The 22,229-nt window shown below is 70.0% G+C and carries 21 protein-coding genes and 1 pseudogene; 13 read left to right on the forward strand and 9 right to left on the reverse strand.

Annotated features, from left to right (window positions below):
- The first annotated feature begins 54 nt into the window (after positions 1 to 54).
- The 5 genes from ACWDR4_RS18020 (at position 55) to ACWDR4_RS18040 (ending at position 4,676) form a co-directional block, all read left to right on the forward strand.
- On the forward strand, positions 55 to 1,524 hold the full coding sequence (locus ACWDR4_RS18020) for an aldehyde dehydrogenase family protein (RefSeq protein WP_450409538.1): 1,470 nt from the start codon (positions 55 to 57) through the stop codon (positions 1,522 to 1,524).
- 100 nt (positions 1,525 to 1,624) lie between these two features.
- Positions 1,625 to 2,173, forward strand: a complete 549-nt coding sequence (locus ACWDR4_RS18025) for a DinB family protein (RefSeq protein WP_450409540.1) — start codon at positions 1,625 to 1,627, stop codon at positions 2,171 to 2,173.
- Between the two features lie 24 nt (positions 2,174 to 2,197).
- Entirely contained in the window at positions 2,198 to 2,839 is a 642-nt protein-coding gene (locus tag ACWDR4_RS18030) for a PadR family transcriptional regulator (RefSeq protein WP_450409542.1), read from the forward strand.
- A gap of 86 nt (positions 2,840 to 2,925) precedes the next feature.
- Complete coding sequence (locus ACWDR4_RS18035; protein ID WP_450409544.1) at positions 2,926 to 3,882, forward strand: ATP-binding cassette domain-containing protein; 957 nt, start codon at positions 2,926 to 2,928, stop codon at positions 3,880 to 3,882.
- Positions 3,883 to 3,947: 65 nt separating this feature from the next.
- Positions 3,948 to 4,676, forward strand: coding sequence for an ABC transporter permease (locus ACWDR4_RS18040; protein WP_450409600.1), 729 nt, complete (start codon positions 3,948 to 3,950; stop codon positions 4,674 to 4,676).
- Between the two features lie 9 nt (positions 4,677 to 4,685).
- Here the strand turns inward: ACWDR4_RS18040 and ACWDR4_RS18045 are convergent, their stop codons facing one another.
- On the reverse strand, positions 4,686 to 6,113 hold the full coding sequence (locus tag ACWDR4_RS18045; RefSeq protein WP_450409546.1) for a glutamate decarboxylase: 1,428 nt from the start codon (positions 6,111 to 6,113) through the stop codon (positions 4,686 to 4,688).
- Between the two features lie 88 nt (positions 6,114 to 6,201).
- Here ACWDR4_RS18045 and ACWDR4_RS18050 point away from each other — a divergent pair.
- Positions 6,202 to 6,615, forward strand: a pseudogene (locus tag ACWDR4_RS18050) (MerR family transcriptional regulator); the annotation flags it as partial.
- A 307-nt stretch (positions 6,616 to 6,922) separates the two neighbouring features.
- Here ACWDR4_RS18050 and ACWDR4_RS18055 read toward each other — a convergent pair.
- Positions 6,923 to 7,288 carry a YbjQ family protein gene (locus ACWDR4_RS18055; protein ID WP_450409547.1) on the reverse strand — a complete coding sequence of 122 codons (366 nt, stop codon included), beginning with the start codon at positions 7,286 to 7,288 and terminating at the stop codon, positions 6,923 to 6,925.
- A 148-nt stretch (positions 7,289 to 7,436) separates the two neighbouring features.
- Between ACWDR4_RS18055 and ACWDR4_RS18060 the strand changes: the two genes are divergently transcribed.
- Positions 7,437 to 8,294 (forward strand): DedA family protein, encoded by an 858-nt coding sequence (locus ACWDR4_RS18060; RefSeq protein WP_450409549.1) that lies wholly within the window; start codon positions 7,437 to 7,439, stop codon positions 8,292 to 8,294.
- A 122-nt stretch (positions 8,295 to 8,416) separates the two neighbouring features.
- Here the strand turns inward: ACWDR4_RS18060 and ACWDR4_RS18065 are convergent, their stop codons facing one another.
- Both ACWDR4_RS18065 and ACWDR4_RS18070 read right to left on the reverse strand, forming a co-directional pair.
- The gene (locus ACWDR4_RS18065) at positions 8,417 to 10,108 is read right to left on the reverse strand and encodes a threonine/serine ThrE exporter family protein (protein ID WP_450409550.1); all 1,692 of its coding nucleotides are present in this window, start codon (positions 10,106 to 10,108) and stop codon (positions 8,417 to 8,419) included.
- Between the two features lie 115 nt (positions 10,109 to 10,223).
- Positions 10,224 to 10,715 carry an inorganic diphosphatase gene (locus tag ACWDR4_RS18070; RefSeq protein ID WP_164412192.1) on the reverse strand — a complete coding sequence of 164 codons (492 nt, stop codon included), beginning with the start codon at positions 10,713 to 10,715 and terminating at the stop codon, positions 10,224 to 10,226.
- Positions 10,716 to 10,794: 79 nt separating this feature from the next.
- Between ACWDR4_RS18070 and dacB the strand changes: the two genes are divergently transcribed.
- The 6 genes from dacB (at position 10,795) to folE (ending at position 18,783) form a co-directional block, all read left to right on the forward strand.
- Entirely contained in the window at positions 10,795 to 12,546 is a 1,752-nt protein-coding gene (gene dacB, locus ACWDR4_RS18075) for a D-alanyl-D-alanine carboxypeptidase/D-alanyl-D-alanine endopeptidase (RefSeq protein WP_450409552.1), read from the forward strand.
- Between the two features lie 229 nt (positions 12,547 to 12,775).
- Positions 12,776 to 13,909 (forward strand): zinc-dependent metalloprotease, encoded by a 1,134-nt coding sequence (locus ACWDR4_RS18080; RefSeq protein WP_450409554.1) that lies wholly within the window; start codon positions 12,776 to 12,778, stop codon positions 13,907 to 13,909.
- A 190-nt stretch (positions 13,910 to 14,099) separates the two neighbouring features.
- A complete protein-coding gene (gene tilS / locus ACWDR4_RS18085; protein ID WP_450409555.1) occupies positions 14,100 to 15,155 on the forward strand; it encodes a tRNA lysidine(34) synthetase TilS in 1,056 nt (351 codons plus the stop codon).
- Between the two features lie 52 nt (positions 15,156 to 15,207).
- On the forward strand, positions 15,208 to 15,768 hold the full coding sequence (hpt, locus tag ACWDR4_RS18090) for a hypoxanthine phosphoribosyltransferase (RefSeq protein ID WP_044471976.1): 561 nt from the start codon (positions 15,208 to 15,210) through the stop codon (positions 15,766 to 15,768).
- 224 nt (positions 15,769 to 15,992) lie between these two features.
- Positions 15,993 to 18,029, forward strand: a complete 2,037-nt coding sequence (ftsH, locus tag ACWDR4_RS18095; RefSeq protein ID WP_450409557.1) for an ATP-dependent zinc metalloprotease FtsH — start codon at positions 15,993 to 15,995, stop codon at positions 18,027 to 18,029.
- A gap of 148 nt (positions 18,030 to 18,177) precedes the next feature.
- The gene (folE, locus tag ACWDR4_RS18100; protein WP_450409559.1) at positions 18,178 to 18,783 is read left to right on the forward strand and encodes a GTP cyclohydrolase I FolE; all 606 of its coding nucleotides are present in this window, start codon (positions 18,178 to 18,180) and stop codon (positions 18,781 to 18,783) included.
- A 77-nt stretch (positions 18,784 to 18,860) separates the two neighbouring features.
- Here the strand turns inward: folE and ACWDR4_RS18105 are convergent, their stop codons facing one another.
- The 5 genes from ACWDR4_RS18105 to folP form a co-directional block, all read right to left on the reverse strand.
- Positions 18,861 to 19,325: a DUF3180 domain-containing protein gene (locus ACWDR4_RS18105; RefSeq protein WP_450409602.1), complete on the reverse strand. Its 465-nt coding sequence runs from the start codon at positions 19,323 to 19,325 to the stop codon at positions 18,861 to 18,863.
- An 80-nt stretch (positions 19,326 to 19,405) separates the two neighbouring features.
- A complete protein-coding gene (gene folK, locus ACWDR4_RS18110) occupies positions 19,406 to 20,017 on the reverse strand; it encodes a 2-amino-4-hydroxy-6-hydroxymethyldihydropteridine diphosphokinase (RefSeq protein WP_450409560.1) in 612 nt (203 codons plus the stop codon).
- On the reverse strand, positions 20,014 to 20,373 hold the full coding sequence (folB, locus tag ACWDR4_RS18115) for a dihydroneopterin aldolase (RefSeq protein WP_189150548.1): 360 nt from the start codon (positions 20,371 to 20,373) through the stop codon (positions 20,014 to 20,016). The genes folK and folB overlap by 4 nt, the downstream gene beginning before the upstream one ends.
- A 246-nt stretch (positions 20,374 to 20,619) precedes the next feature.
- On the reverse strand, positions 20,620 to 21,123 hold the full coding sequence (locus ACWDR4_RS18120) for a nuclear transport factor 2 family protein (protein ID WP_450409562.1): 504 nt from the start codon (positions 21,121 to 21,123) through the stop codon (positions 20,620 to 20,622).
- Positions 21,120 to 22,016: a dihydropteroate synthase gene (folP, locus tag ACWDR4_RS18125; RefSeq protein ID WP_450409563.1), complete on the reverse strand. Its 897-nt coding sequence runs from the start codon at positions 22,014 to 22,016 to the stop codon at positions 21,120 to 21,122. Before folP ends, ACWDR4_RS18120 begins: the two co-directional genes overlap by 4 nt.
- Positions 22,017 to 22,229 lie beyond the last annotated feature (213 nt).

Genomic DNA, 22,229 nt, shown 5'->3' on the forward strand with positions numbered 1-22,229 from the left:
CGTGCGATCAGACAGTGATACGGGTTTTACGGGATTGAGGGATTGAGGGATCACATGCCAGCACCTGCGTCCTACTTCACCGACCTCGCGCAGCAGTACATCGGTGGTGAGTGGCGCCCGGGCACCGGCTCCTGGGACATCATCGACTTCAACCCGTACGACGGCGAGAAGCTCGCCTCCATCACGATCGCCACGGTGGACGAGGTCGACGAGGCGTACCGCGCCGCCGCCGCGGCCCAGAAGGAATGGGCCACGGTCAACCCGTACGCCCGCCGCGCGGTGTTCGAGAGAGCCCTGCGCATCATCGAGGACCGGGAGCAGGAGATCGCCGCGGCGATCATCGCCGAACTCGGCGGCACCCACCTCAAGGCCGGGTTCGAACTGCACCTCGCCAAGGAGTTCCTGCGCGAGTCGATCCGCCTGGCGCTGACCCCCGAGGGAGAGATCATCCCCTCGCCGGTCGACGGCAAGGAGAACCGCGTCTACCGCGTCCCGGTGGGTGTGGTGGGCGTGATCAGCCCCTTCAACTTCCCCTTCCTGCTCTCCCTGAAGTCGGTCGCCCCGGCCCTCGCGCTCGGCAACGGCGTCGTCCTCAAGCCGCACCAGGACACCCCGGTGGTCGGCGGCTCCCTGGTGGCGAAGATCTTCGAGGACGCGGGCCTGCCGCCCGGCCTCCTCAACGTCGTCATCACCGACATAGCCGAGATAGGCGACGCGTTCATAGAGCACCCGGTCCCGAAGGTCATCTCCTTCACCGGCTCGGACAAGGTCGGCCGCCACGTCGCCGCCGTCGCCGCCCCCCTCTTCAAGAACGTGGTCCTCGAACTCGGCGGCAACAGCGCCCTGGTGGTCCTGGACGACGCGGACATCGACTACGCGGTCGACGCGGCGGTCTTCAGCCGGTACGTCCATCAGGGCCAGGTCTGCATGGCCGCCAACCGGGTCCTGGTGGACCGACGAATCGCCGACGAGTTCACCGAGAAGTTCGTGACCAAGGTCAAGTCCCTGAAGGTGGGCGACCCGAGCGACCCTTCCACGATCATCGGCCCGGTGATCAACTCGTCCCAGGCGGACGCGATCTCGGGCGTGGTCGAGCGGGCGGTGGCGGCGGGCGCGACGGCCCTGCTCCACGGCACGACGAAGGACAACCTGGTCGAGCCCTCGGTCCTGACCGACCTCGCCGCCGACTCGCCCCTCCTCCAGCAGGAGATCTTCGGCCCGGTGGCCCTCCTCGTCCCCTTCGACGGCGAGGAGGAGGCGGTCCGCCTGGTCAACAACACGCCGTACGGCCTCAGCGGCGCCGTCCACACGGCCGACGTCGAACGCGGCATCGCCTTCGCCAAGCAGATCGACACGGGCATGTTCCACGTCAACGACGGCACCGTCCACGACGAGCCCCTGGTCGCCTTCGGCGGCGAGAAGTCCTCGGGCATCGGCCGCCTGAACGGCGCGGCGACGGTGGAGGCGTTCACGACCCAGAAGTGGATCTCCGTGCAGCACGGGCGGAGTTTCTTCCCGTTCTAGAACCTCGTGGCTGCCCGAGGGCTTTAGGACGGAACTTGTCCTAAAGCCCTCGTAACGTCATCGGTGTCAGGCAGAACGACCCGATGAAAGGCGGCCGACCATGGTCACTCACGTCCCCACCGAGGCACCCGGCGACGAGCGCGGAGCACTGCTCGCGTTCATCGAGGAGCAGCGTGGCGGTATCCGGCGGGCTCTGCTGGGGCTGACGGAGGAGCAGGCGGCCTCGCGTCCGAGTGCCAGCCAGCTGTCCCTCTCCGGGCTGCTCAAGCATGTCGCCGAGGTCGAGCAGGGCTGGATCGCGCGGGCCAAGGGCGAGGCGCCGGCGGTGAAGCGGGACGAGTCGAACTGGCACGAGTGTTTCGTGCTCGTCGAGGGGGAGACGGTCGCGTCGCAGCTCGCGTACTGGGAGAAGGTCGCCGCCGAGACCGAGGCGTTCCTGCGGTCCGTACCGAGCCTCGACGACACCTTCGCGCTGCCGCCGGACCCCTGGTTCCCGCCGGAGGGCCGGGTCTCGATGCGCTGGCTGGCGCTGCACCTGATCCGCGAGACCGCCCGGCACGCCGGTCACGCCGACATCATCCGCGAGTCCCTCGACGGCGCCACCGCCTTCGAGCTGGTGGCCAAGGAGCAGGGCACGAGCTGGGGCTGACGTCAAGGGTCCTACGCTGGCCCCATGTCAGCGATCCGTCTCCTCGTGCTCGGCGCGGTCCGTCAGCACGGGCGGGCCCACGGCTACCAGGTGCGCAACGACCTGGAGTACTGGGGCGCGCACGAGTGGTCCAACGCCAAGCCCGGCTCGATCTACCACGCGCTCAAGCAGATGGCCAAGCAGGGCCTGCTGATCGCCCACGAGATCGCGCCTTCCACGGCCGGCGGCCCGCCCCGCACGGAGTACGAGATCACCGAGGCCGGCACGGAGGAGTGCTTCCGGCTGGTGCGCGAGGCGCTGACCTCGTACGACCAGAAGATGGACGTCAAGTCGGCGGCGATCGGGTTCATCGTCGAACTGCCGCGCGCCGAGGCCGTGGCGCTCCTGAAGGAGCGGATCCGGGGGATCGACGCGTGGCGGGCCTCCGTCACCGAGCACTACGTCCCCGAGGACGGCCCCGAACAGTTGGGCCACATCGGCGAGATCATGAACCTCTGGATCCACACGGCAGACGCCGAGGCCGAGTGGACGCTGGGCCTGATCGCCCGGATCGAGGGCGGGGCGTACACCTTCGCGGGTGAGGGCGAACCGTTCGTCGGCATCCTGGCCGAGGGCGAGGCGAACCCGTACGCGACGGGGGAGAAGCACCCCGGGGACGCTGGCTAATCAAGTTTGACCAATCATTCCGGGCGGGTTACCTTCGAAAGGTAATCAAGTTTGACTAGCATGGTTTGCCTAACGAGGAGGGCTCTGTGGCCGACGCGGCGATCACCGTCGAAGGCGCACACAAGAAGTACGGCGACACCCAGGCACTGTCCGGACTCGACCTCCTGGTCGCCCGCGGCACGGTGCACGGCGTGCTCGGGCCGAACGGTGCGGGCAAGACGACCTTGGTCCGCATCCTGTCCACCCTGCTGCGGCCCGACGGCGGCCGGGTCGAGGTAGCCGGCCACGACGTGCTGACCGAGGCCCGGCAGGTCCGCTTCCGCATCGGCCTGCTCGGCCAGCACGCGGCGCTCGACGAGGAGCTGAGCGGCCGGCAGAACCTGGAGATGTTCGGCCGTCTCTACCACCTGGGCGCCCGCCGCGCGCGCGTGCGGGCCGGTGAACTCCTCGCCCGCTTCGGGCTCGCGGACACCGGCCGCAAGGCGGTCCGGCACTACAGCGGCGGAATGCGCCGCCGCCTCGACCTCGCCGCCTCCCTCATCACCGACCCGGAGGTGCTCTTCCTGGACGAACCGACGACCGGCCTCGACCCGCGCGGCCGGACGGAGGTGTGGACCGCGGTCCGCTCCCTCGTCGGCGGCGGTACGACGGTCCTGCTCACCACCCAGTACCTGGAGGAGGCCGACCAGCTCGCCGACCGCGTCTCGGTCGTCGACCGGGGCCGGGTCGTCGCCGACGGCACCCCGGACGAGCTGAAGGCCCGCGCGGGCGGCGACCGCATCGACGTCGTCCTGCGCGACGCGGGCCAACTGGGCGCGGCCGTCGCCCTGTTGCCCGTACCCGCCGACGGCGTCTCCGTGGACCCCGACCGGCGGCTGCTGAGTGCCCCGGTCACCGACCGCATGGCGGCGCTCTCCGGGGTCGTACGGGCCCTGGAGGCGGCCGGGATCGAGGCCGAGGACATCGCCCTGCGGCGCCCGACGCTGGACGAGGTGTTCCTGGACCTCACCGGCGGCGACGAACGGACCAAGGAGGCCGCGTGACGACGTACGAGACGTACAAGGTGATCGGCGGGCCGGGCACGCGCGCGTTGAGCGACTGCTGGACCATGACCCGCCGCGAACTCGCCCATTGGGCGCGGCAGCCGGTCCAGGTGCTGGTCGGGCTGGTCTTCCCGGTGATGCTGCTGCTGATGTTCGGCTACCTGGTCGGCGGCGGCCGGGAGGTGAGCGGAGACTACGTCGACTACCTGGTCCCCGGCATGCTCGTGCTCACCATGGCCTTCGGCCTGGAGGGCACGATGCTCGCCGTCACCCAGGATCTCAACAAGGGCGTGATCGACCGCTTCCGCTCGATGCCCATGGCCAACGGAGCGGTTCTGGTGGGGCGTTCGGCCGCCGACATGCTCCAGTCGGCCCTGGGGCTCGTCGTGATGCTCGTGGTGGGGTACGCGATCGGCTGGCGCGCCCACGGGGGCGTGGCGGCCTTCCTGGGGGCAGTGGGCCTGCTCCTGCTGTTCCGCTTCGCCATGCTGTGGATCGGCATCCAGCTGGCCATGGTGGCCGGGAAGCCGGAGCTGGTGCAGGCGGTCCAGATCCTGGTCTGGCCGGTCGGCTTCCTGTCCAACGCCTTCGCCACCCCGGAGTCCATGCCGGGCTGGCTGGGCACGGCCGTCCAATGGAACCCCATGTCCCAGACGGCCACTGCGGTACGCGACCTGTTCGGCAACCCCGGCGGCGAACCGGGCCACCTCTGGGCGGCCGTCGTCTGGCCCCTGGCCCTCCTGGCGGTCTTCTTCCCACTGGCGGTACGGAGGTTCGGCCGCCTGAGTCGGTAACGCGGGGTCCTAGTGATGGAAACCGGTGGCCGCGTCCTTGTCGTGCGTCGACGGGTGCGGCTGCCGGCGCAGTTCCGGCAGCAGCCGTTGCAGGTCCTCCACGAACAGCTCGGCGAGGTCCGCGGAGAACCCGTTGCGGCACACGACCCGCAGTACGGACAGGTCCTGCCGGTTCTCCGGGAAGGTGTACGCGGGCACCAGCCAGCCGCGTTCCCGCAGCCGCCGGGAGACGTCGAAGACGTCGTACGCGGTCACGTCCGCGCCGGTCGTGAAGGCGAACACGGGCAGCTCGTCGCCCCGGGTGAGCATCCGGAAGTCGCCCAGCTCCTCGATCCGCTTGGCGAGCGCACACGCCACATCGCGCGTGGACTGCTGCACCGCCCGGTAGCCGTCGCGGCCCAGCCGCAGGAACGTGTAGTACTGCGCGACCACCTGGGCCCCGGGGCGCGAGAAGTTGAGCGCGAACGTCGGCATGTCGCCGCCCAGATAGTTGACGCGGAAGACCAGCTCCTCGGGGAGCGCCTCCTTGTCCCGCCACAGCGCCCAGCCGACGCCCGGGTAGACCAGCCCGTACTTGTGCCCCGAGGTGTTGATCGACGCCACGCGCGGCAGCCGGAAGTCCCACACCAGGTCCTCGTCGAGGAAGGGCGCCACCATGGCTCCTGAGGCCCCGTCGACGTGCACGGGGATATCCAGCCCGGTCCGCTCCTGAAGGGCGTCCAGGGCCTCGCAGAGCCCCGCGACGGGCTCGTACGACCCGTCGAAGGTCGACCCGAGGATCCCGACGACCCCGATGGTGTTCTCGTCGCACAGCTCGGCCGCCGCCTGCGGATCGAGATGGAACCGGTCGCCCTCCATGGGCACCTGGCGCGCCTCCACCTCCCAGAAGTTGCAGAACTTGTCCCAGCAGACCTGCACATTGACGCCCATGACGAGGTTCGGCCGCACGTCCCGCCCCGGATACCGGTCGGCGTTGCGCGCCGCCCACCGCCGCTTCAGCGCCATCCCGGCGAGCATGCACGCCTCACTCGAACCGGTGGTCGAACAGCCCACCGCGGCGGCCGGATCGGGCGCGTTCCACAGATCGGCGAGCATCGCCACACAGCGCCGCTCCAGCTCGGCGGTGCGCGGGTACTCGTCCTTGTCGATCATGTTCTTGTCCTGGCACTCGCCCATCAGGATGCCGGCCTGCGGCTCCATCCAGGTGGTGACGAAGGTGGCCAGGTTGAGCCGTGAGTTGCCGTCGAGCATCAGTTCGTCGTGCACGAGCTGGTACGCCGTCGTCGGCGGCAGCGGGGAGTCCGGGAGCCGGTGCGTGGGCGGGGCCTCGGTCATCCCGCCGACCGGGTTGGCCTCCCCGTAGAACGGGTTGACGGCGAGCCTGCGCCCGTCGCCCTTGTGGTCGGATGCTTCGCTGTCCCCACGGTGCAGTGGCATGCCTACGACAGTAGGACCGGGTCGCGAGGCTTGCACCTCACGTCGGGTGAGGACGCAGTGTGGAGTGCGTACCGAGAAGGGAGCGGAAGTGAGTCACTCCGTGGGACAGGTCGCCGGTTTCGCCGGCGTCACGGTGCGCACCCTGCACCACTACGACGAGATCGGCCTGCTCGTGCCGGGCGAGCGCAGCCACGCGGGCCACTGGCGCTACAGCGACGCCGACCTCGACCGGCTGCAGCAGATCCTGTTCTACCGGGAACTCGGCTTCCCCCTCGACGAGGTCGCCGCCCTGCTGGACGACCCGAAGGCGGACCCGCGCGCGCAGTTGCGCCGTCAGCACGAGCTGCTGACCGCCCGGATCGAACGGCTCCAGAAGATGGCGGCGGCCGTGGAGCACGCCATGGAGGCACGCAGAATGGGCATCAACCTCACACCCGAAGAGAAGTTCGAGGTCTTCGGCGACAAGGACCCGGAGGCACACGCGGAGGAGGCCGAGCGCCGCGCGCTGTCGATCGCGCGTTCACCTCCTCACCCTCCGAGGTGAAGGCTCCCGCCGGAGCACTGAGGGGCGCGGCGCCTTCGCTACAGTCGCCTTGTCCGGCAACGTGGTTGGCGGACCTACCGCCGGACTGGCGGGACGTCAAGCCTGTGGAGACCTTGTCAGACCACCCTCGGGTGGCAGGGGTCGGTGAAGCAGGAACCCGAGGGAGCAGCGCGTAGCGGTGCTGACCGGAATCGCCTGCGTTCACGCAGGCGAGGATGTCAAGACGCCCTGATGGCCGCACGGCCACTGGGTCCCTGGTCCGGGGTCACTCCCGGACCAGGACCACCGCGGTCCCGTACGCGCACACCTCCGTACCCACGTCCGCCGCCTCGGTCACGTCGAAGCGGAAGGCCAGCACGCCGTTGGCGCCACGCGCGCGTGCCTGCTCGACGAGCCGCTCCATGGCCTGATTACGGGTCTCGACGAGAGTTTTCGTCAGCCCCTTCAGCTCACCGCCGATCATCGACTTCAGCCCGGCCCCGATCTGGCTGCCCAGATGCCGCGACCGCACGGTCAGCCCGAAGACCTCACCGATGACCCGCTCGACCCGGTAACCGGGGATGTCGTTCGTCGTCACGACCAGCACGTCTGACTCCGGCCCCTGGCCGCCGCCGTACTCTTCGATACCCATAACCTCACAGGGTGGCCCCAGTTCCCGCACAGCGCACGCCGGAGTGGCGCATGGACGCTGTTGGAACCTGGAGGGGACACCTTGCGTTGATAGCTTTGCCCCACCCGATTCTCTGCTCATCTCTGCCAAGCCTCAGGAGCCCGGAACAGTGACGACGCTTGCCCTCGGACCGAGCTGGCTGGACCCGGACTATCTGCTGGACCAGTTCGGCATCTGGGGCCTGCTCCTGATCGTGTTCGCCGAGTCCGGCCTGCTCATCGGCTTCTTCCTGCCCGGTGACTCGCTGCTGTTCACGGCGGGCCTGCTGATCACCGCGGGCACGCTGGACTTCCCCCTGTGGGGGGCGGTCGCCCTGATCTGCGTCGCCGCGATCCTCGGCGACCAGGCGGGCTACATGTTCGGCAAGAAGGTCGGCCCGTCGCTCTTCAGCCGCCCGGACTCCCGGCTCTTCAAACAGGAGAACGTCACCAAGGCCCACGAGTTCTTCGAGAAGTACGGCCCGAAGTCCCTGGTCCTGGCCCGCTTCGTGCCCATCGTGCGCACGTTCACGCCGATCATCGCCGGTGTCAGCGGCATGAAGTACCGCTCCTTCGTGACCTACAACGTCATCGGCGGCGTCCTGTGGGGCGCGGGCGTGACCCTGCTCGGTTCCTGGCTCGGCAACATCGAGTTCGTGAAGAAGAACATCGAACCGATCCTGCTGCTGATCGTCTTCATCTCGGTCGTCCCGATCATCATCGAGTTCGCCCGAGCCCGCAGCAAGGCCAAGAAGAACCCGCCCCAGCAGCCCCCGGCTCCGCCGGCACAGCAGCAGTACCAGGCCCCGATGGACGACGAGACGACCCAACTCCGCCGCATCCCCCCGGCCCAGCAGCAGGACGAAGACCAGGGCTATGCCCAGCAGTACGCCCAGCAGTACCCGTACAACCAGGACTACGGCTACCAGGCCCAGCAGCAATACCCGTACGGCAACCAGAACCAGAACAACGGCTACCCCCAAAACTGACGGTCGGGCACCCCACCTAGGGGCGCGGGGAACTGCGCGACAAGCCACAACGGCGCCGCACCCGCCACACCACAGAACCCCCGAGCTCCTAGGCGCCCCACGCCAAGCGGACGCACCCGGCCCTAGAACCCCCGCGTCCGCTTAGCAGCCCGCCGCCCCCCGGCGGAACCGCTCGGCACTCGCAAGAACAACCGCGAGATCTCCGACCCCAGATTCACCCCGATAGCGATGGCCATGGCCAACGCCGCCGCCTTGGACAGCGAAACCAACCCCGCGTCCATATCGTTCTGCGCGATCGACAACAGCCCGAAATACGTGGCCGACCCTGGCAACAGGGGCCCGATCGCCGCGGTGGTGTACGGCAGCGCCGACGCGTACCGGTACCGCGACAGCAGCTGCCCGAACAGCCCGACCAGCCCCGCCGCGACGGCGGTCGAGGCCACCGGCGAGAAGTCCCCGGTGTCGTGCATCGCGCCGTACACGCTCCACGCCACACCCCCGTTGAGCGTCACGATCAGCACGGTGGAACGTTCCTGCTGGAGCATGACCGCGAAGGTCAGCGACAGCAGCATGGAGGCGCCGATCTGCAACAGCGGCTCCGCGGTCCCCAGGGCCGCGTCGGGGTTCAGCTCGGCGCCCAGTTCCACGCCGAAGTACAGGATCAGCAGCACCCCGACGACGATGCCCACGAAGAAGTACATGACCTCCAGCAGGCGGGCTGACGCGGTGATGTAGAACCCGGTCAGCCCGTCCTGCACCCCGGCCACCAGCGCCCGCCCGGGCAGCAGCGCGAACAGTCCGCCGGTGATCACCGCGGACGCCTTCACGTCCACGTCCGCGAGCGTCAGCGCGACCCCCATCGCGGCCGGCGGCATCGCGGCCACCGTGAACTGGTAGAACTCCGGCAGCCCGCGCCCCGCGCACAGCCACGCCAGCCGGTCGCCCAGCATCGCGCCGAGCGCCGCCGCCACGAACACGACCAGGTCGCCGCCGACGAGCACGGACGCGGCGCCCGCGAGCAGTCCGGCGGCCACGGTGAGCCCCCAGCCGGGATACGGGTGCCGGTTGCGCCGGATCTCCGCGAGGCGCCCGTAGGCCTCTTCCAGCGACGGGGCGGTCTCCGGGTCGCTCAGGTCGTCCACGAGCCGGTAGACGGCCGCCAGGCGCGTGTAGTCGGTGCCCCGGCGCCGGACCGTCCGTGACGCCGTCACGGGGTCGTCGACGAGCGAGGGCTGGTACGTGATCGACAGCAGCGTGAAGGTGACGGTCGGCTCGCAGCGGTCGAGGCCGTAGGACCGGCAGACGGCGAACATGGCCGCCTCCACGTCCTCGGCGCCCTCGCCGCCCGCGAGCAGCAGTTCGCCGATGCGCAGCGTCAGGTCGAGCACGCGCGGGACGGCCGGCCCGCCCTCCTCGGCGGCCTTCGGCACCCGCTCCGGCGCGGGCCGCTCGGCCACCGGCATCCGCAGCATCGTGCGCATCCGGTCCTGCCAGGGCACGTCCTTGGTGAGACTCACCACAGGGATACCGCTCGGCGGCGTGAACGCGGGCGCCCGGTACGTACGCGGGGTGCTGAAGGCGGAGCCCTCGCTGTCGCCCCCGGGCGGCTGCGGAACGTCGAGCCCGTCCGGCAGGGCGAACTCGGAGGTGGTCTCGGACTCGCCGACGACGGGCTTCGGCGGGGCCAGCCCCACGGGAAGTGCGAACTCGGAGGTGGTGGACGAATCCCCGTCGCCCGAGCCGGTTCCCCCGACGGGAACCGTGAAGACGCCCGTGGCCTCGTCCGACGGCGGCTTGTGGTCCTCGTCCGTCACGCCGTATCGCTCCTTGCACACGCCCTTTGAGTACGCCTCAGTATGCGCACAGACACACGAACGGGCCGCACGCGCACGCGTGCGGCCCGTTGAGCGTGACGGGGCAGGTGGGGCCTCAGTGGCCGCCCTGCTCCTTGAGGCGCTTGTACGACCGCTCGATCTCGGCCTCGGCGTCCGCGCGGCCCACCCAGTTGGCGCCCTCGACGGACTTGCCGGGCTCCAGGTCCTTGTAGACCTCGAAGAAGTGCTGGATCTCCAGACGGTCGAACTCCGACACGTGGTGGATGTCGCGGAGGTGCTCCACGCGCGGGTCGTGCGCGGGCACGCACAGCAGCTTGTCGTCGCCGCCGGCCTCGTCCGTCATCCGGAACATGCCGATCGTGCGGCACTGGATGAGGCACCCGGGGAAGGTCGGCTCGTCCAGGATGACCAGCGCGTCCAGCGGGTCGCCGTCCTCGCCGAGGGTGTTCTCGACGAAGCCGTAGTCGGCCGGGTAACTGGTCGAGGTGAAGAGGCGACGGTCCAGACGGATCCGACCGGTCTCGTGGTCCACCTCGTACTTGTTCCGTGAACCCTTCGGAATCTCGATCGTGACGTCGAACTCCACCGGTGGCTCCTCCATGATCAGCACATAGTTCTGGTGGTTAAGTGTCCCTCACGCCGGTGTGTGATCGCGAAAGGGGCTGGTGTTCGTGCCAGAGCTGAGGCCTTGGCGGGCCGCGAGGCCGCGGGTGGCGCGGCTGGCGCGAACCGTACGACCGCGTCTCTCCCGGGCCAAGGCGACGGTGAAACCGCAGCTCGGACGGGCCGGAGCGGCCGTGAAGCCACAACTCGAACGAGCGACGGCGACGGTCAGGCCGCACCTCGAACGAGCCGGACGAGCCACCGCCGCCGTGAAACCGCGGGTCGCGCGGATCACCCGGGCCGTGGCACCGAAGCTCGCCGGTCTCCCGAGGCCGAAGAACCTGAAGGCACTGACGACCCTGCCGCGGACCTGGCAGTACACCGCGGGCGCCGCCACCGCCGGACTGGCGCTGACCGCGGGCGTGGTGACCGCCGCCGGCCCCTGGGACTCCTCCGGTCAGCGTACGGCGGAGCGGGACTGGGCGGCCGTACAGGAGGGATCCGGTGGCACAGATCACGGTCGTAATTCTGGTACGTCCGATACATCCGGTACCTCCGGTACGTCGGCCGGGGCGCCCGCGCCCGCGCCGAGCGCCGCCTCCGTGCTGACCGGCCTCGGCAGCGCCACCGGCACCCTGAAGGCGGCCCCCGCGGGAAGTGCCCTCGCGGCCGTTCTGGGCCCGCTCCTGGAGAACCCGGCGCTCGGCACCCGCCGTACGGCCGCCGTCGTCGACGTGGCCACCGGGAAGCGCCTGTACGGCCTGGGCGCCGGCCAGGCGCTCGTCCCCGCGTCCACCACGAAGATCGCCACGGCCGTCGCCGCGCTCTCCGCGATGGGCGCCGACCACCGCCTCACCACCCGGGCCGCCCTGGAGCCCGACACCAACGAACTCGTCCTGGTCGGCGGCGGCGACCCCACCCTGACGGCCCGTACGGACCCGGAGGGCTGGGCCAGCCTGCGCACCCTGGCCGACTCGACGGCCGCCGCCCTGAAGAAGCGCGGCGTAAGCCAGGTGACGCTGTCGTACGACACCACGCTGTACGCGGGCAAGGAACTCCACCCGATCGGGGTCAACGACAACCTCGCCCCGGTCAGCGCCCTGATGGCCGACGAGGCACGCACGGACGACACGACGAGCGGACCGGCGCCGCGCGTCACCGACCCGGCGGCTGCGGCGACCCGCACGTTCGCGGCCCTGCTGGCGAAGCACGGCATCAAGACCTCGTCCCCCGGCCCGTCCAAGGCCACGGGCCGCGCGAGCACCCTCGCGAAGGTCTCCTCGCCGCCGCTCTCGGCCCTGGTCGAGCGCATGCTGACCAACAGCGACAACGACCTCGCGGAGGCCCTGGCCCGCCAGACGGCGCTGGCGAAGAAGGTCCGCCCCGACTTCGCGGGCGGTGCCAAGGCGATCCAGGCTCAACTGAGGAAGCTGGGCCTGCCGATGACAGGCGCCCGTTTCGCGGACGGCAGTGGCCTGAACCGCGCCGACCGCCTCACCCCGGACCTCCTCACGGCCCTCCTCGCCAAGGCCGGCGACCCGTCCCGCCCCGACCTCCGCGCGGCCCTCACGGGCCTTCCGGTGGCGGGCTTCACGGGCACCCTGAGCGCCCGCTACACGGACGGCGCGGCAGGTGTCGTACGGGCCAAGACGGGCACGCTGACCGGCGTAAACGCCCTCGCGGGCACGGTAGTGGACCGAGACGGCCGCCTCCTCGCCTTCGCCTTCCTGGCAGCGAACACCACCAGCCCGACAGAGGCCCAGGCAGCCCTGGACCGCACAGCAACGGCCCTGGCGTCCTGCGGCTGCGGGTAGCTCCGCTGGACGGGCGGTTCTTCGTCTGCGGGTGCGTTGTGGCTGGTCGCGCAGTTCCCCGCGCCCCTAAGGGGCGCTCCCGCACCCGGTCCGCACCGCTGTGGGCAGGCGTTCCGCAGGGCGGAACGGGTGGGCACAGCGTGCGGCGCCGGGTGCCAGCCCAACAAGGCCCGACCCATGCCAACCTCGCAACCTGCCCCCAAGGGGACCGCTCCCGTACCGTTGACGCATGACGAGCATCGGTGGTGCGGCATCTGCTGGGATGGTCGACTGGAATCTCGCGGTGGCGACCGCGACCCGGCTGGTGAGGCCGGGCCCCGAGGTGAGCCGTGACGAGGCCCGGGCCATCGTCGCGGAGCTGCGCAGGCATGCGAAGGCGTCCGAGGAGCACGTCCGGGGCTTCACCCGGATGGGGACCGACGCCGTGCACGACACCCCCGTACTCGTCGTCGACCGCCCGGGCTGGGTGCGGGCGAACGTCGCCGGGTTCCGTGAGGTGCTCAGGCCGCTGCTCGACAAGATGCAGGAGCGGCGCGGGAGTTCACCGGGCGGGGCCGTGCTCGGCGCGGTCGGCGGCAAGGTGACCGGCGTCGAACTGGGGATGCTGCTGTCGTTCCTGTCGTCGCGGGTGCTGGGCCAGTACGAGACCTTCGCCCCGGCCACCCGTGAACTGCCGGCGGGCGCCAATGGTGGCGGCCGGCTGCTCCTCGTCGCGCCGAACATCGTGCACGTGGAGCGCGAACTCGACGTACAGCCCCACGACTTCAGGCTCTGGGTGTGTCTGCACGAGGAGACGCACCGCACCCAGTTCACCGGCGTGCCCTGGCTGCGTGACCACCTGGAGGGCGAAATCCAGTCGTTCTTGGGGGAGACCGACGTCGACCCCTCGACCTTCCTGGAGCGCATCAGGGAGGCCGCTCAGTCCCTCGCGGGCGGCCGGCCGGAGGGCGAGGAGGACGACGGCGGGCGTTCCCTGGTGGAGCTGGTGCAGACGCCGGCCCAGCGGGAGATCCTCGGCCGCCTCACCGCGGTCATGTCCCTTCTGGAGGGACACGCCGATTTCGTGATGGACGGAGTGGGCCCCGCGGTGGTGCCCTCCGTGGCCGAGATCCGGGAGAAATTCCAGCAACGACGGGCCAAGGGCGCCTCCCGCCTGGACCTCGCGCTGCGCAAGCTGCTCGGTCTGGACGCCAAACTCCGGCAGTACCGCGACGGCGAACGGTTCGTCCGCGCGGTCGTCGACCAGGTCGGGATGGACGGCTTCAACCGCGTCTGGACCTCCCCGAACACCCTCCCGACGAAGACGGAGATCGCCAAACCGGCGGACTGGGTCGCGCGGGTGCACCGCAAGGCGGAATCGTGAGCCCTTGGGGTACGTGGTGAACGAATCCGGCCGACGGCAGGTGAACGCCTCTTCAATCACCCGTCCGAGGGACCGTGGGGCATGGGTAGGCGTGCAATGCTCGGGGAACGGCCCGTTTCTGTCACCATCTACACACTCTGAGTGACCGGAATCGGCTCACCCCCCGAAAACTTCATGAAGGGAACCGGACATGGGTCCCCATCCTGCGGTCGCGGCGATACGCCTGGCGGTTCGCCGCGCCCTCCACGACATCCTCAGCGGGCACCACACCCCGCACACTCCGCACGCCGCGCTCCTCCCCGGCCCCACCACCCCCGGCGAGTCCTCCCCGCTCGTCCTCGTGGCGTGCTCCGGCGGCGCCGACTCCATGGCGCTCGCCTCCGCTCTCGCGTTCGAAGCGCCCAAACTCGGCCTGCGCGCCGGGGGTGTCACCGTCGACCACGGCCTGCAGCCCGGCTCCGACCTCCGCGCCGACGAGGTCGTCCTGCGCCTGACCGAACTCGGTCTCGCCCCGGTCGAGTCGATCGCCGTCACCGTCGGCCGTGAGGGCGGCCCCGAGGCCGCCGCCCGCGACGCCCGGTACGCCGCCCTGGACGGCGCCGCCGAACGCCACGGCGCCACCGCCGTCCTCCTCGGCCACACCCGCGACGACCAGGCCGAAACCGTCCTCCTCGGCCTCGCCCGCGGCTCCGGCATCCGCTCCCTGTCCGGAATGGCGGCGGTCTCCGGCGGCCCGGGCGCCCCCGGCCGCTACCGCCGCCCCTTCCTGCAGCTCGACCGGCAGACCGCCCGCAAGGCGTGCATGGTCCAGTCCCTCCCGGTCTGGGACGACCCGCACAACGCCGACCCGGCGTACACCCGGTCCCGGCTGCGCCACGAGGGCCTGCCCGCCCTGGAGAAAGCCCTCGGCAAGGGTGTCGTCGAGGCCCTCGCCCGTACGGCCCAGCTCTCCCGCGACGACGCCGACGCCCTCGACACCTGGGCCCGCCAGGCCGAGGCCTCCGTACGGGACGCGGCGGGCCTGCTGGAGTGCGCCAAGCTGTACGCCCTGCCGCCCGCCGTACGCCGCCGCATCCTGCGCAGCGCCGCCATCGAGGCGGGCGCTCCGGCCGGTTCGCTGTTCGCCCGCCACATCGAGGAAGTCGACCGACTGATCACCGGTTGGCGCGGTCAGGGAGCCATCAATCTCCCCGGCCGGGTCGTCGCCCAGCGGCAGGGTGGCAGACTGGTGATTCGGCAAGGCTGAATCCCACCCCCCTTCCGAGAGGGGCCGGGAGCAGGTGGGACGACCGAAAGTGATGCGGGTGGACGCGAAAGACATGGGTGCCGACCTCAAGTCGGTGCTCATCACCAAGGAAGAGATCGACGCGAAGCTCGTCGAGCTGGCCGCGAAGATCGACGCGGAGTACGCGGGCAAGGACCTGTTGATCGTCGGTGTCCTCAAGGGCGCCGTGATGGTCATGGCCGACCTGGCCCGGGCGCTGTCCACCCCCCTCACCATGGACTGGATGGCCGTGTCGTCGTACGGCGCGGGCACCCAGTCCTCCGGTGTGGTGCGGATCCTCAAGGACCTCGACACCGACATCAAGGGCAAGCACGTCCTCATCGTCGAGGACATCATCGACTCCGGGCTGACCCTGTCCTGGCTGATCTCCAACCTCGGCTCCCGCGAGCCCGAGTCGCTGAAGATCTGCACCCTGCTGCGCAAGCCGGAGGCCGCGAAGGTCGCCATCGACGTGGAGTGGGTCGGCTTCGACATCCCGAACGAGTTCGTGATCGGCTACGGCCTCGACTACGCGGAGAAGTACCGCAACCTTCCGTTCGTCGGTACGCTCGCGCCTCACGTCTACGGCGGCTGACACGGCGCCGGGTCCGGCGGTCGCTGAGCCAAAGGGCCAGTCCTGCGGGACGTCCGGGAACCCCGGCGGGTTCCGCGCCGTTGGAGCTTGCGTGGACGTGATTGCCAGCTCGCCCGTGCGCCTTCGGGTGACAAAGCTGGGGTACCGTCCGAAGAGCAGTCTTTAGAACAGTCTTTGTCAAACTCACTATGGCAGGAGGGACGGGGCGGCACCGCTCCGTATGGATGGACGTGAAGCGATACTTCCGTGGGCCGGTCATGTGGATCGTGCTGGCCGTCCTTGCCGTGGTCGTGTTGATGCAGGTCGTCGGCTCGTCCGGCGGCTACAAGACGGTGGACACAGGCCAGGTCGTCCAGGCGATCAACGACAACAAGGTCGAGCAGGCCAAGATCACCACCGGTGACGAGCAGGTCATCAAGGTCCAGCTCAAGGACGGCCAAAAGGTCGAGGGCAGCTCGAAGATCCAGGCGAGCTACATCGGCGACCAGGGCGTCAACCTGGCGAACACTCTCCAGGACAAGTACCAGAACAAGCAGATTCCGGACGGCTACACGGTCTCCCCGACCAAGCAGAACGCGTTCGTGGGCATTCTGCTGTCGCTGCTCCCCTTCGTCCTCATCGTCGTCGTGTTCCTGTTCCTGATGAACCAGATGCAGGGCGGCGGCTCCCGGGTCATGAACTTCGGGAAGTCCAAGGCCAAGCTCATCACCAAGGACACCCCGAAGACGACGTTCGCGGACGTCGCGGGCGCGGACGAGGCCGTCGAGGAACTGCACGAGATCAAGGAGTTCCTCCAGGAGCCGGCCAAGTTCCAGGCCGTCGGCGCCAAGATCCCCAAGGGTGTGCTCCTCTACGGGCCTCCCGGTACGGGCAAGACGCTGCTCGCGCGTGCTGTCGCGGGCGAGGCGGGCGTTCCGTTCTACTCGATCTCGGGTTCCGACTTCGTCGAGATGTTCGTCGGTGTCGGTGCCTCCCGGGTCCGTGACCTCTTCGAGCAGGCCAAGGCGAACGCCCCGGCGATCGTCTTCGTCGACGAGATCGACGCGGTCGGCCGCCATCGCGGCGCCGGCCTCGGCGGCGGTCACGACGAGCGCGAGCAGACGCTCAACCAGCTGCTCGTCGAGATGGACGGCTTCGACGTCAAGGGTGGTGTGATTCTCATCGCAGCCACCAACCGTCCGGACATCCTCGACCCGGCGCTGCTGCGGCCCGGCCGTTTCGACCGCCAGATCGCGGTCGACCGTCCGGACATGCTGGGCCGTCTGGAGATCCTCAAGGTTCACCAGAAGGGCAAGCCGGTCGCGCCGGACGTCGATCTGTCGGCGGTCGCCCGTCGCACGCCGGGCTTCACCGGCGCGGACCTGAGCAACGTCCTCAACGAGGCCGCGCTGCTCACCGCCCGCAGCGACAAGAAGCTGGTCGACAACGCGTCGCTCGACGAGGCCATCGACCGCGTCGTGGCGGGCCCGCAGAAGCGGACCCGGATCATGTCGGAGAAGGAAAAGAAGATCACCGCGTACCACGAGGGCGGCCACGCCCTGGTCGCGGCGGCCTCCCCGAACTCCGACCCGGTCCACAAGATCACGATCCTCTCCCGAGGCCGTGCTCTGGGCTACACGATGGTCCTGCCGGACGAGGACAAGTACTCGACCACGCGCAACGAGATGCTGGACCAGCTGGCGTACATGCTGGGTGGCCGCGCGGCGGAGGAGCTGGTCTTCCACGACCCGACCACCGGCGCCGCGAACGACATCGAGAAGGCCACGGCGACGGCCCGCGCGATGGTCACGCAGTACGGCATGACCGAGCGCCTCGGCGCGATCAAGTTCGGCGGCGACAACACCGAGCCCTTCCTGGGCCGGGAGATGTCGCACCCGCGCGACTACTCGGAAGAGGTCGCCGCGCTCGTCGACGAAGAGGTCAAGAAGCTCATCGAGAACGCGCACAACGAGGCCTGGGAGATCCTGGTCGAGAACCGCGACGTCCTCGACGCCCTGGTGCTCGAACTGCTGGAGAAGGAGACGCTGAGCAAGGAGCAGATCGCCGAGGTCTTCGCTCCCATCATCAAGCGCCCGGCCCGCCCCGCGTGGACCGGCTCCTCCCGCCGTACGCCGTCCACCCGCCCGCCGGTGCTCTCCCCCAAGGAGCTGTCGCTGACGAACGGGACGAACGGCTCGGCGCCGGCGATCACCACCAAGGCCGGAGCCACCGAGTCCGTCCCCGTGACGGAACCGGTGTCGGAGGACCGCACGGAGAGCTGATCCCGGCTCTCCTGCACCCTCCCGCTCAGTGGGCCCGGAATGGATGCCGTGTCCCTCAGGTTCTAGCCTGGGGGACGCGGCATTTCGGTATGTCCGCACGTGCGACGCGTGGTCCACACGCGTGACAGGGACAGGAACGAGGCACCAGATGACCGATCCCGTGACGCTGGACGGCGAAGGCACGATTGGCGTGTTCGACGAGAAGCGGGCGGAGAACGCCGTACGCGAACTGCTGATCGCGGTGGGCGAGGACCCGGACCGCGAGGGCCTGAGGGAGACGCCGGGGCGGGTGGCGCGGGCGTACCGGGAGATATTCGCGGGGCTGTGGCAGCGGCCCGAGGACGTGCTGACGACGACGTTCGACCTGGGGCACGACGAGATGGTGCTGGTGAAGGACATCGAGGTCTTGAGCTCCTGTGAGCATCACCTGGTGCCATTTGTTGGAGTTGCCCACGTCGGCTACATCCCGTCCACGGACGGGAAGATCACCGGGTTGTCGAAGCTGGCCCGGCTGGTGGACGTCTACGCCCGTCGACCGCAGGTGCAGGAACGACTCACCACGCAGGTAGCCGACTCCCTGATGGAGATTCTGGAGCCGCGTGGGGTGATCGTCGTCGTCGAGTGCGAGCACATGTGCATGTCCATGCGGGGGGTTCGGAAGCCGGGGGCGAAGACGATCACTTCGGCTGTGCGGGGGCAGTTGCGGGATCCGGCCACCCGTAACGAGGCGATGAGCTTGATCATGGCTCGCTGAGTACTTCGACTGCGGGGCCGTCGTGGCTTGTCGCGCAGTTCCCCGCGCCCCTGTGGGGCGCTCCTTGGCAGGCCTGTTTACGCTGCGGGCGCCGTGCCCGCGTTGTTGTCGTCGTCCTCCGGGAGTTTGCAGACTCGTTCCAGGAAGAAGGCTGCCGCTATTACCGCGATGCCTGCGAGGACCGAGAAGCCGGCGTAGATGGCCTGGTCGCGGCGGGCGGGGATGTCCAGGGACTCCAGGAGGAAGACGCCCGTGCCGCCGTACATGCCGGCGACCAGGGCGGCCACCAGGGCGCTGGCCTGGCCGAAGACGACCGCGCGGGCGGCCATCAGGGGGTCGACGCCCTTGGCGCCGGGGCGGCGGTCGCGCTGGGCCTTGAGGCGGGCGCGGAGGGAGAGGGCCGTGGCCAGCAGGACCGCGGCGATCAGGGCGAGGACGACGGGGGCAGCCAGCGGGACGCTGGGGAGTGTCCCCACCGAGTTCCACAGCCGGGCGCCCGCCCAGGAGAGCACTCCGGCGACCGCGAACACGCCGGCCAGCATCTTGACGTGCAGCTCTCTCACGGTGCCCCTTCAGCTCCCCGGACCGGACCACCGACCTGTGGCCATCATGACCTTAACGGCTATTCCGGCAGCTGGAGTTCCAGGTCGGCGCGGGGCGCGACGCCGTCCAGGGCGACGGTCTCCAGGAGGGCCGCCACCGGGCCGCGGCCGGGCAGCTGGGCCTCGGGGTCCACGTCGTGCCAGGGGGCGAGGACGAACGCCCGCTCGTGGGCGCGCGGGTGGGGGAGGGTGAGGGTGGGGTCGTCGGAGACCTCGTCGGCGTACGCGACGATGTCGACGTCGATCGTGCGTGGGCCCCAGCGTTCCTCGCGGACGCGGTGGAAGGCCTCCTCGACGGCGTGGGCGCGCTCCAGGAGCGAGGACGGGGGGAGCGTCGTCTTCAGGACGACCACCGCGTTGAAGTACGACGGCTGGCTGCCCGCCGGGACGCCCCACGGCTCCGTCTCGTAGACGGGGGAGACCGCTTTGACGCGGACGCCCGGGGTGTCCTCCAGGGCGTCGATGGCCCCCTGGAGGGTCTCCAGGCGGTTGCCGAGGTTCGAGCCCAGGGAGATCACGGCGCGCTGCGGGTTGTGCAGGGTGGTGTCGGCGGCGTCGACCTGCTGGACGACGGAGGCGGGCACCGGCTGGACGGTCGGGTCGCTGTGACTCTCGGTGAACGAGGCGGTCATACTCGGCTCCGGGTGATGGTGATGGTCACGTCGTCGAAGGGGACCGTGATCGGCGCGTCCGGTTTGTGGACGCACACCTCGACCTCCTGGACCCCCTGGTGCTTCAGACAGACCTGCGCGATGCGTTCGGCGAGCGTCTCGATGAGATCGACGGGCTCGCCCTCGACGACGGCCACGACCTCCTCCGCCACGATGCCGTAGTGCACGGTCTTCGCCAGGTCGTCGTCGGCCGCGGCCGGCCGGGTGTCCAGGCCGAGGGAGAGGTCCACGACGAAGGTCTGGCCCTCTTCCCGCTCCTGCGGGAACACACCGTGGTGTCCACGGGCCCTCAGGCCGCGCAGCGCGACACGATCCACGCGAATCACTCCTGCAATCGTCGTTGGCGACCGCTTCGGACCGGGGTGCTCCCGGCCCGGCGGCCACTTCCGAATCTACCCGCGGGCACTGACAGTGCCCGCCCCGTGAGGGGCCCGTCCACGTGCTGGTCCAGAGGGTTCATCGGGTGTTTCCCCGTGGGAACACGGCTGCTCACGGGCTGGTAGCCGCACTTACCCCGTGTTCGTGATTCCAACCACGTTCGGCCGGCTTCGGCCACGTTCGGCTCAGGAGGGTGTGTCGTCGGCCTCGTCCTCGTCGTTCTCGGCGAGGACCGGGGAGGCGTGGTGCGACCAGAGCTTCCAGCCGACGGGCGTACGGCGGAACAGGTTGGTGGCGACGACGAGCTGGCCGACCAGCGGACCCAGCTCGTCGCTGTCCTCGGGGGCCGGGCCGCCGCTGAGGATGTTCTCGGTGCAGGTCACCAGGGCGGTGTCGCCGGTCACGGAGACGTGCACGTCGGTCAGGAAGAACTGGATGTACTCGGTGTTCGCCATGATCAGCGCGTACGAGCGGAGCACCTCGCCGCGTCCGGTCAGCACCGGCCAGCCGGGGTGCACGCAGGAGACCACGCCGGTCTCCGCCGGGTCGTGGTACTCCTCGTCGACGCCCAGGTCGGCGGGGGTGAGCCAGAGCGAGGACACCTCGTCGAAGTCGCCCCGTTCCAGCGCCTCGTAGAAGGCGGTGTTGGCGAGTTCGACCTGTTCGACGTCGGTGTGGGGCGCGCTCACCGGGCTCCCTCTGTGCTGCGGACGGCTTCCGTGTCGCGGGCCCACTCCACCGCGCGGGCGACCCGTACGGCGTCGGCGGTCGCGCGGACCTCGTGGACGCGGACCGCCCAGGCGCCCTGGTGGGCGGCGAGCGCGGAGACGGCGGCGGTGGCGGCGTCGCGCTCCCGCGCGGGCGGCGGGGCGCCCTCGGGGCCGGCCAGTACGCGGCCCAGGAACCGTTTGCGGGACGCGGCGACCAGGAGGGGGTGGCCCAGGCCGTGCAGGCGGTCGAGGTGGGCCAGGAGGGCCAGGTCGTGATCGGCGCCCTTGGAGAAGCCGAGACCCGGGTCCACGACGATCCGGTCGGGGGCGACACCGCCGGCGAGTACGGCGTCCACGCGCGCGTGCAGCTCGTCGACGACCTCGGAGACGACGTCCGCGTACACGCCCTTGATGTTGCCGCCCTCCAGGAAGCCGCGCCAGTGCATGACGACGAAGGGGGCGCCCGCGTTCGCGACGACCGGGACCATCGCGGGGTCCGCGAGGCCGCCGCTGACGTCGTTCACGAGGACCGCGCCCGCCGCGAGCGCCTGCTCGGCGACCGAGGCGCGCATGGTGTCGACAGAGACGGTGACGCCCTCGGCGGCGAGGCCGCGGACCACGGGGACGACGCGCTTGAGTTCCTCGGCCTCGTCGACGCGGGTGGCGCCGGGGCGGGTGGACTCGCCGCCGACGTCCACCAGGTCGGCGCCCTCGGTGACCAGGTCGAGGCCGTGTTTGACGGCGTTGGTCGTGTCGAACCAGCGGCCACCGTCGGAGAAGGAGTCCGGGGTCACGTTCACGACGCCCATGACCGCGCAGCGGTCCCAGGCCGGGAGGCCGGCGACGCGGCCACGTCCGCTGTGGTTGTTCATGCGTTCAGCGTAGGCCCCCGGCGGTGGGGCGGTTCTTGTCGGTGCGGGTGCGGTGTGGCTTGGGCCTTTGTTTCCCACCCACCCACCCGTCTCGGTCCGTCGATCGGCTCGGTCGAAATGCATCTCGGCTCGGTCGGAAAGCAACCTCGGACCGGTCGGGAAACAGCCTTGGCTCCGCCGGGAGCCTTCTCGGCTCGGTTGAGGAACTGCCTC

Source organism: Streptomyces sp. NPDC000878, assembly GCF_053599695.1.

Excerpts from the sequence above, each read along its gene's own strand:
- ACWDR4_RS18030 (WP_450409542.1), top strand. The coding sequence starts at position 2,198 with ATGTCAGCGATCCGTCTCCTCGTGCTCGGCGCGGTCCGTCAGCACGGG.
- ftsH (WP_450409557.1), top strand. The coding sequence starts at position 15,993 with ATGGACGTGAAGCGATACTTCCGTGGGCCGGTCATGTGGATCGTGCTG.
- ACWDR4_RS18055 (WP_450409547.1), bottom strand. The coding sequence starts at position 7,288 with ATGGGTATCGAAGAGTACGGCGGCGGCCAGGGGCCGGAGTCAGACGTG.
- tilS (WP_450409555.1), top strand. The coding sequence starts at position 14,100 with ATGGGTCCCCATCCTGCGGTCGCGGCGATACGCCTGGCGGTTCGCCGC.
- ACWDR4_RS18105 (WP_450409602.1), bottom strand. The coding sequence starts at position 19,325 with ATGCTGGCCGGCGTGTTCGCGGTCGCCGGAGTGCTCTCCTGGGCGGGC.
- folP (WP_450409563.1), bottom strand. The coding sequence starts at position 22,016 with ATGAACAACCACAGCGGACGTGGCCGCGTCGCCGGCCTCCCGGCCTGG.
- ACWDR4_RS18020 (WP_450409538.1), top strand. The coding sequence starts at position 55 with ATGCCAGCACCTGCGTCCTACTTCACCGACCTCGCGCAGCAGTACATC.
- folE (WP_450409559.1), top strand. The coding sequence starts at position 18,178 with ATGACCGATCCCGTGACGCTGGACGGCGAAGGCACGATTGGCGTGTTC.
- hpt (WP_044471976.1), top strand. The coding sequence starts at position 15,208 with ATGCGGGTGGACGCGAAAGACATGGGTGCCGACCTCAAGTCGGTGCTC.
- ACWDR4_RS18080 (WP_450409554.1), top strand. The coding sequence starts at position 12,776 with ATGACGAGCATCGGTGGTGCGGCATCTGCTGGGATGGTCGACTGGAAT.
- ACWDR4_RS18045 (WP_450409546.1), bottom strand. The coding sequence starts at position 6,113 with ATGCCACTGCACCGTGGGGACAGCGAAGCATCCGACCACAAGGGCGAC.
- folK (WP_450409560.1), bottom strand. The coding sequence starts at position 20,017 with ATGACCGCCTCGTTCACCGAGAGTCACAGCGACCCGACCGTCCAGCCG.
- ACWDR4_RS18025 (WP_450409540.1), top strand. The coding sequence starts at position 1,625 with ATGGTCACTCACGTCCCCACCGAGGCACCCGGCGACGAGCGCGGAGCA.
- ACWDR4_RS18040 (WP_450409600.1), top strand. The coding sequence starts at position 3,948 with ATGACCCGCCGCGAACTCGCCCATTGGGCGCGGCAGCCGGTCCAGGTG.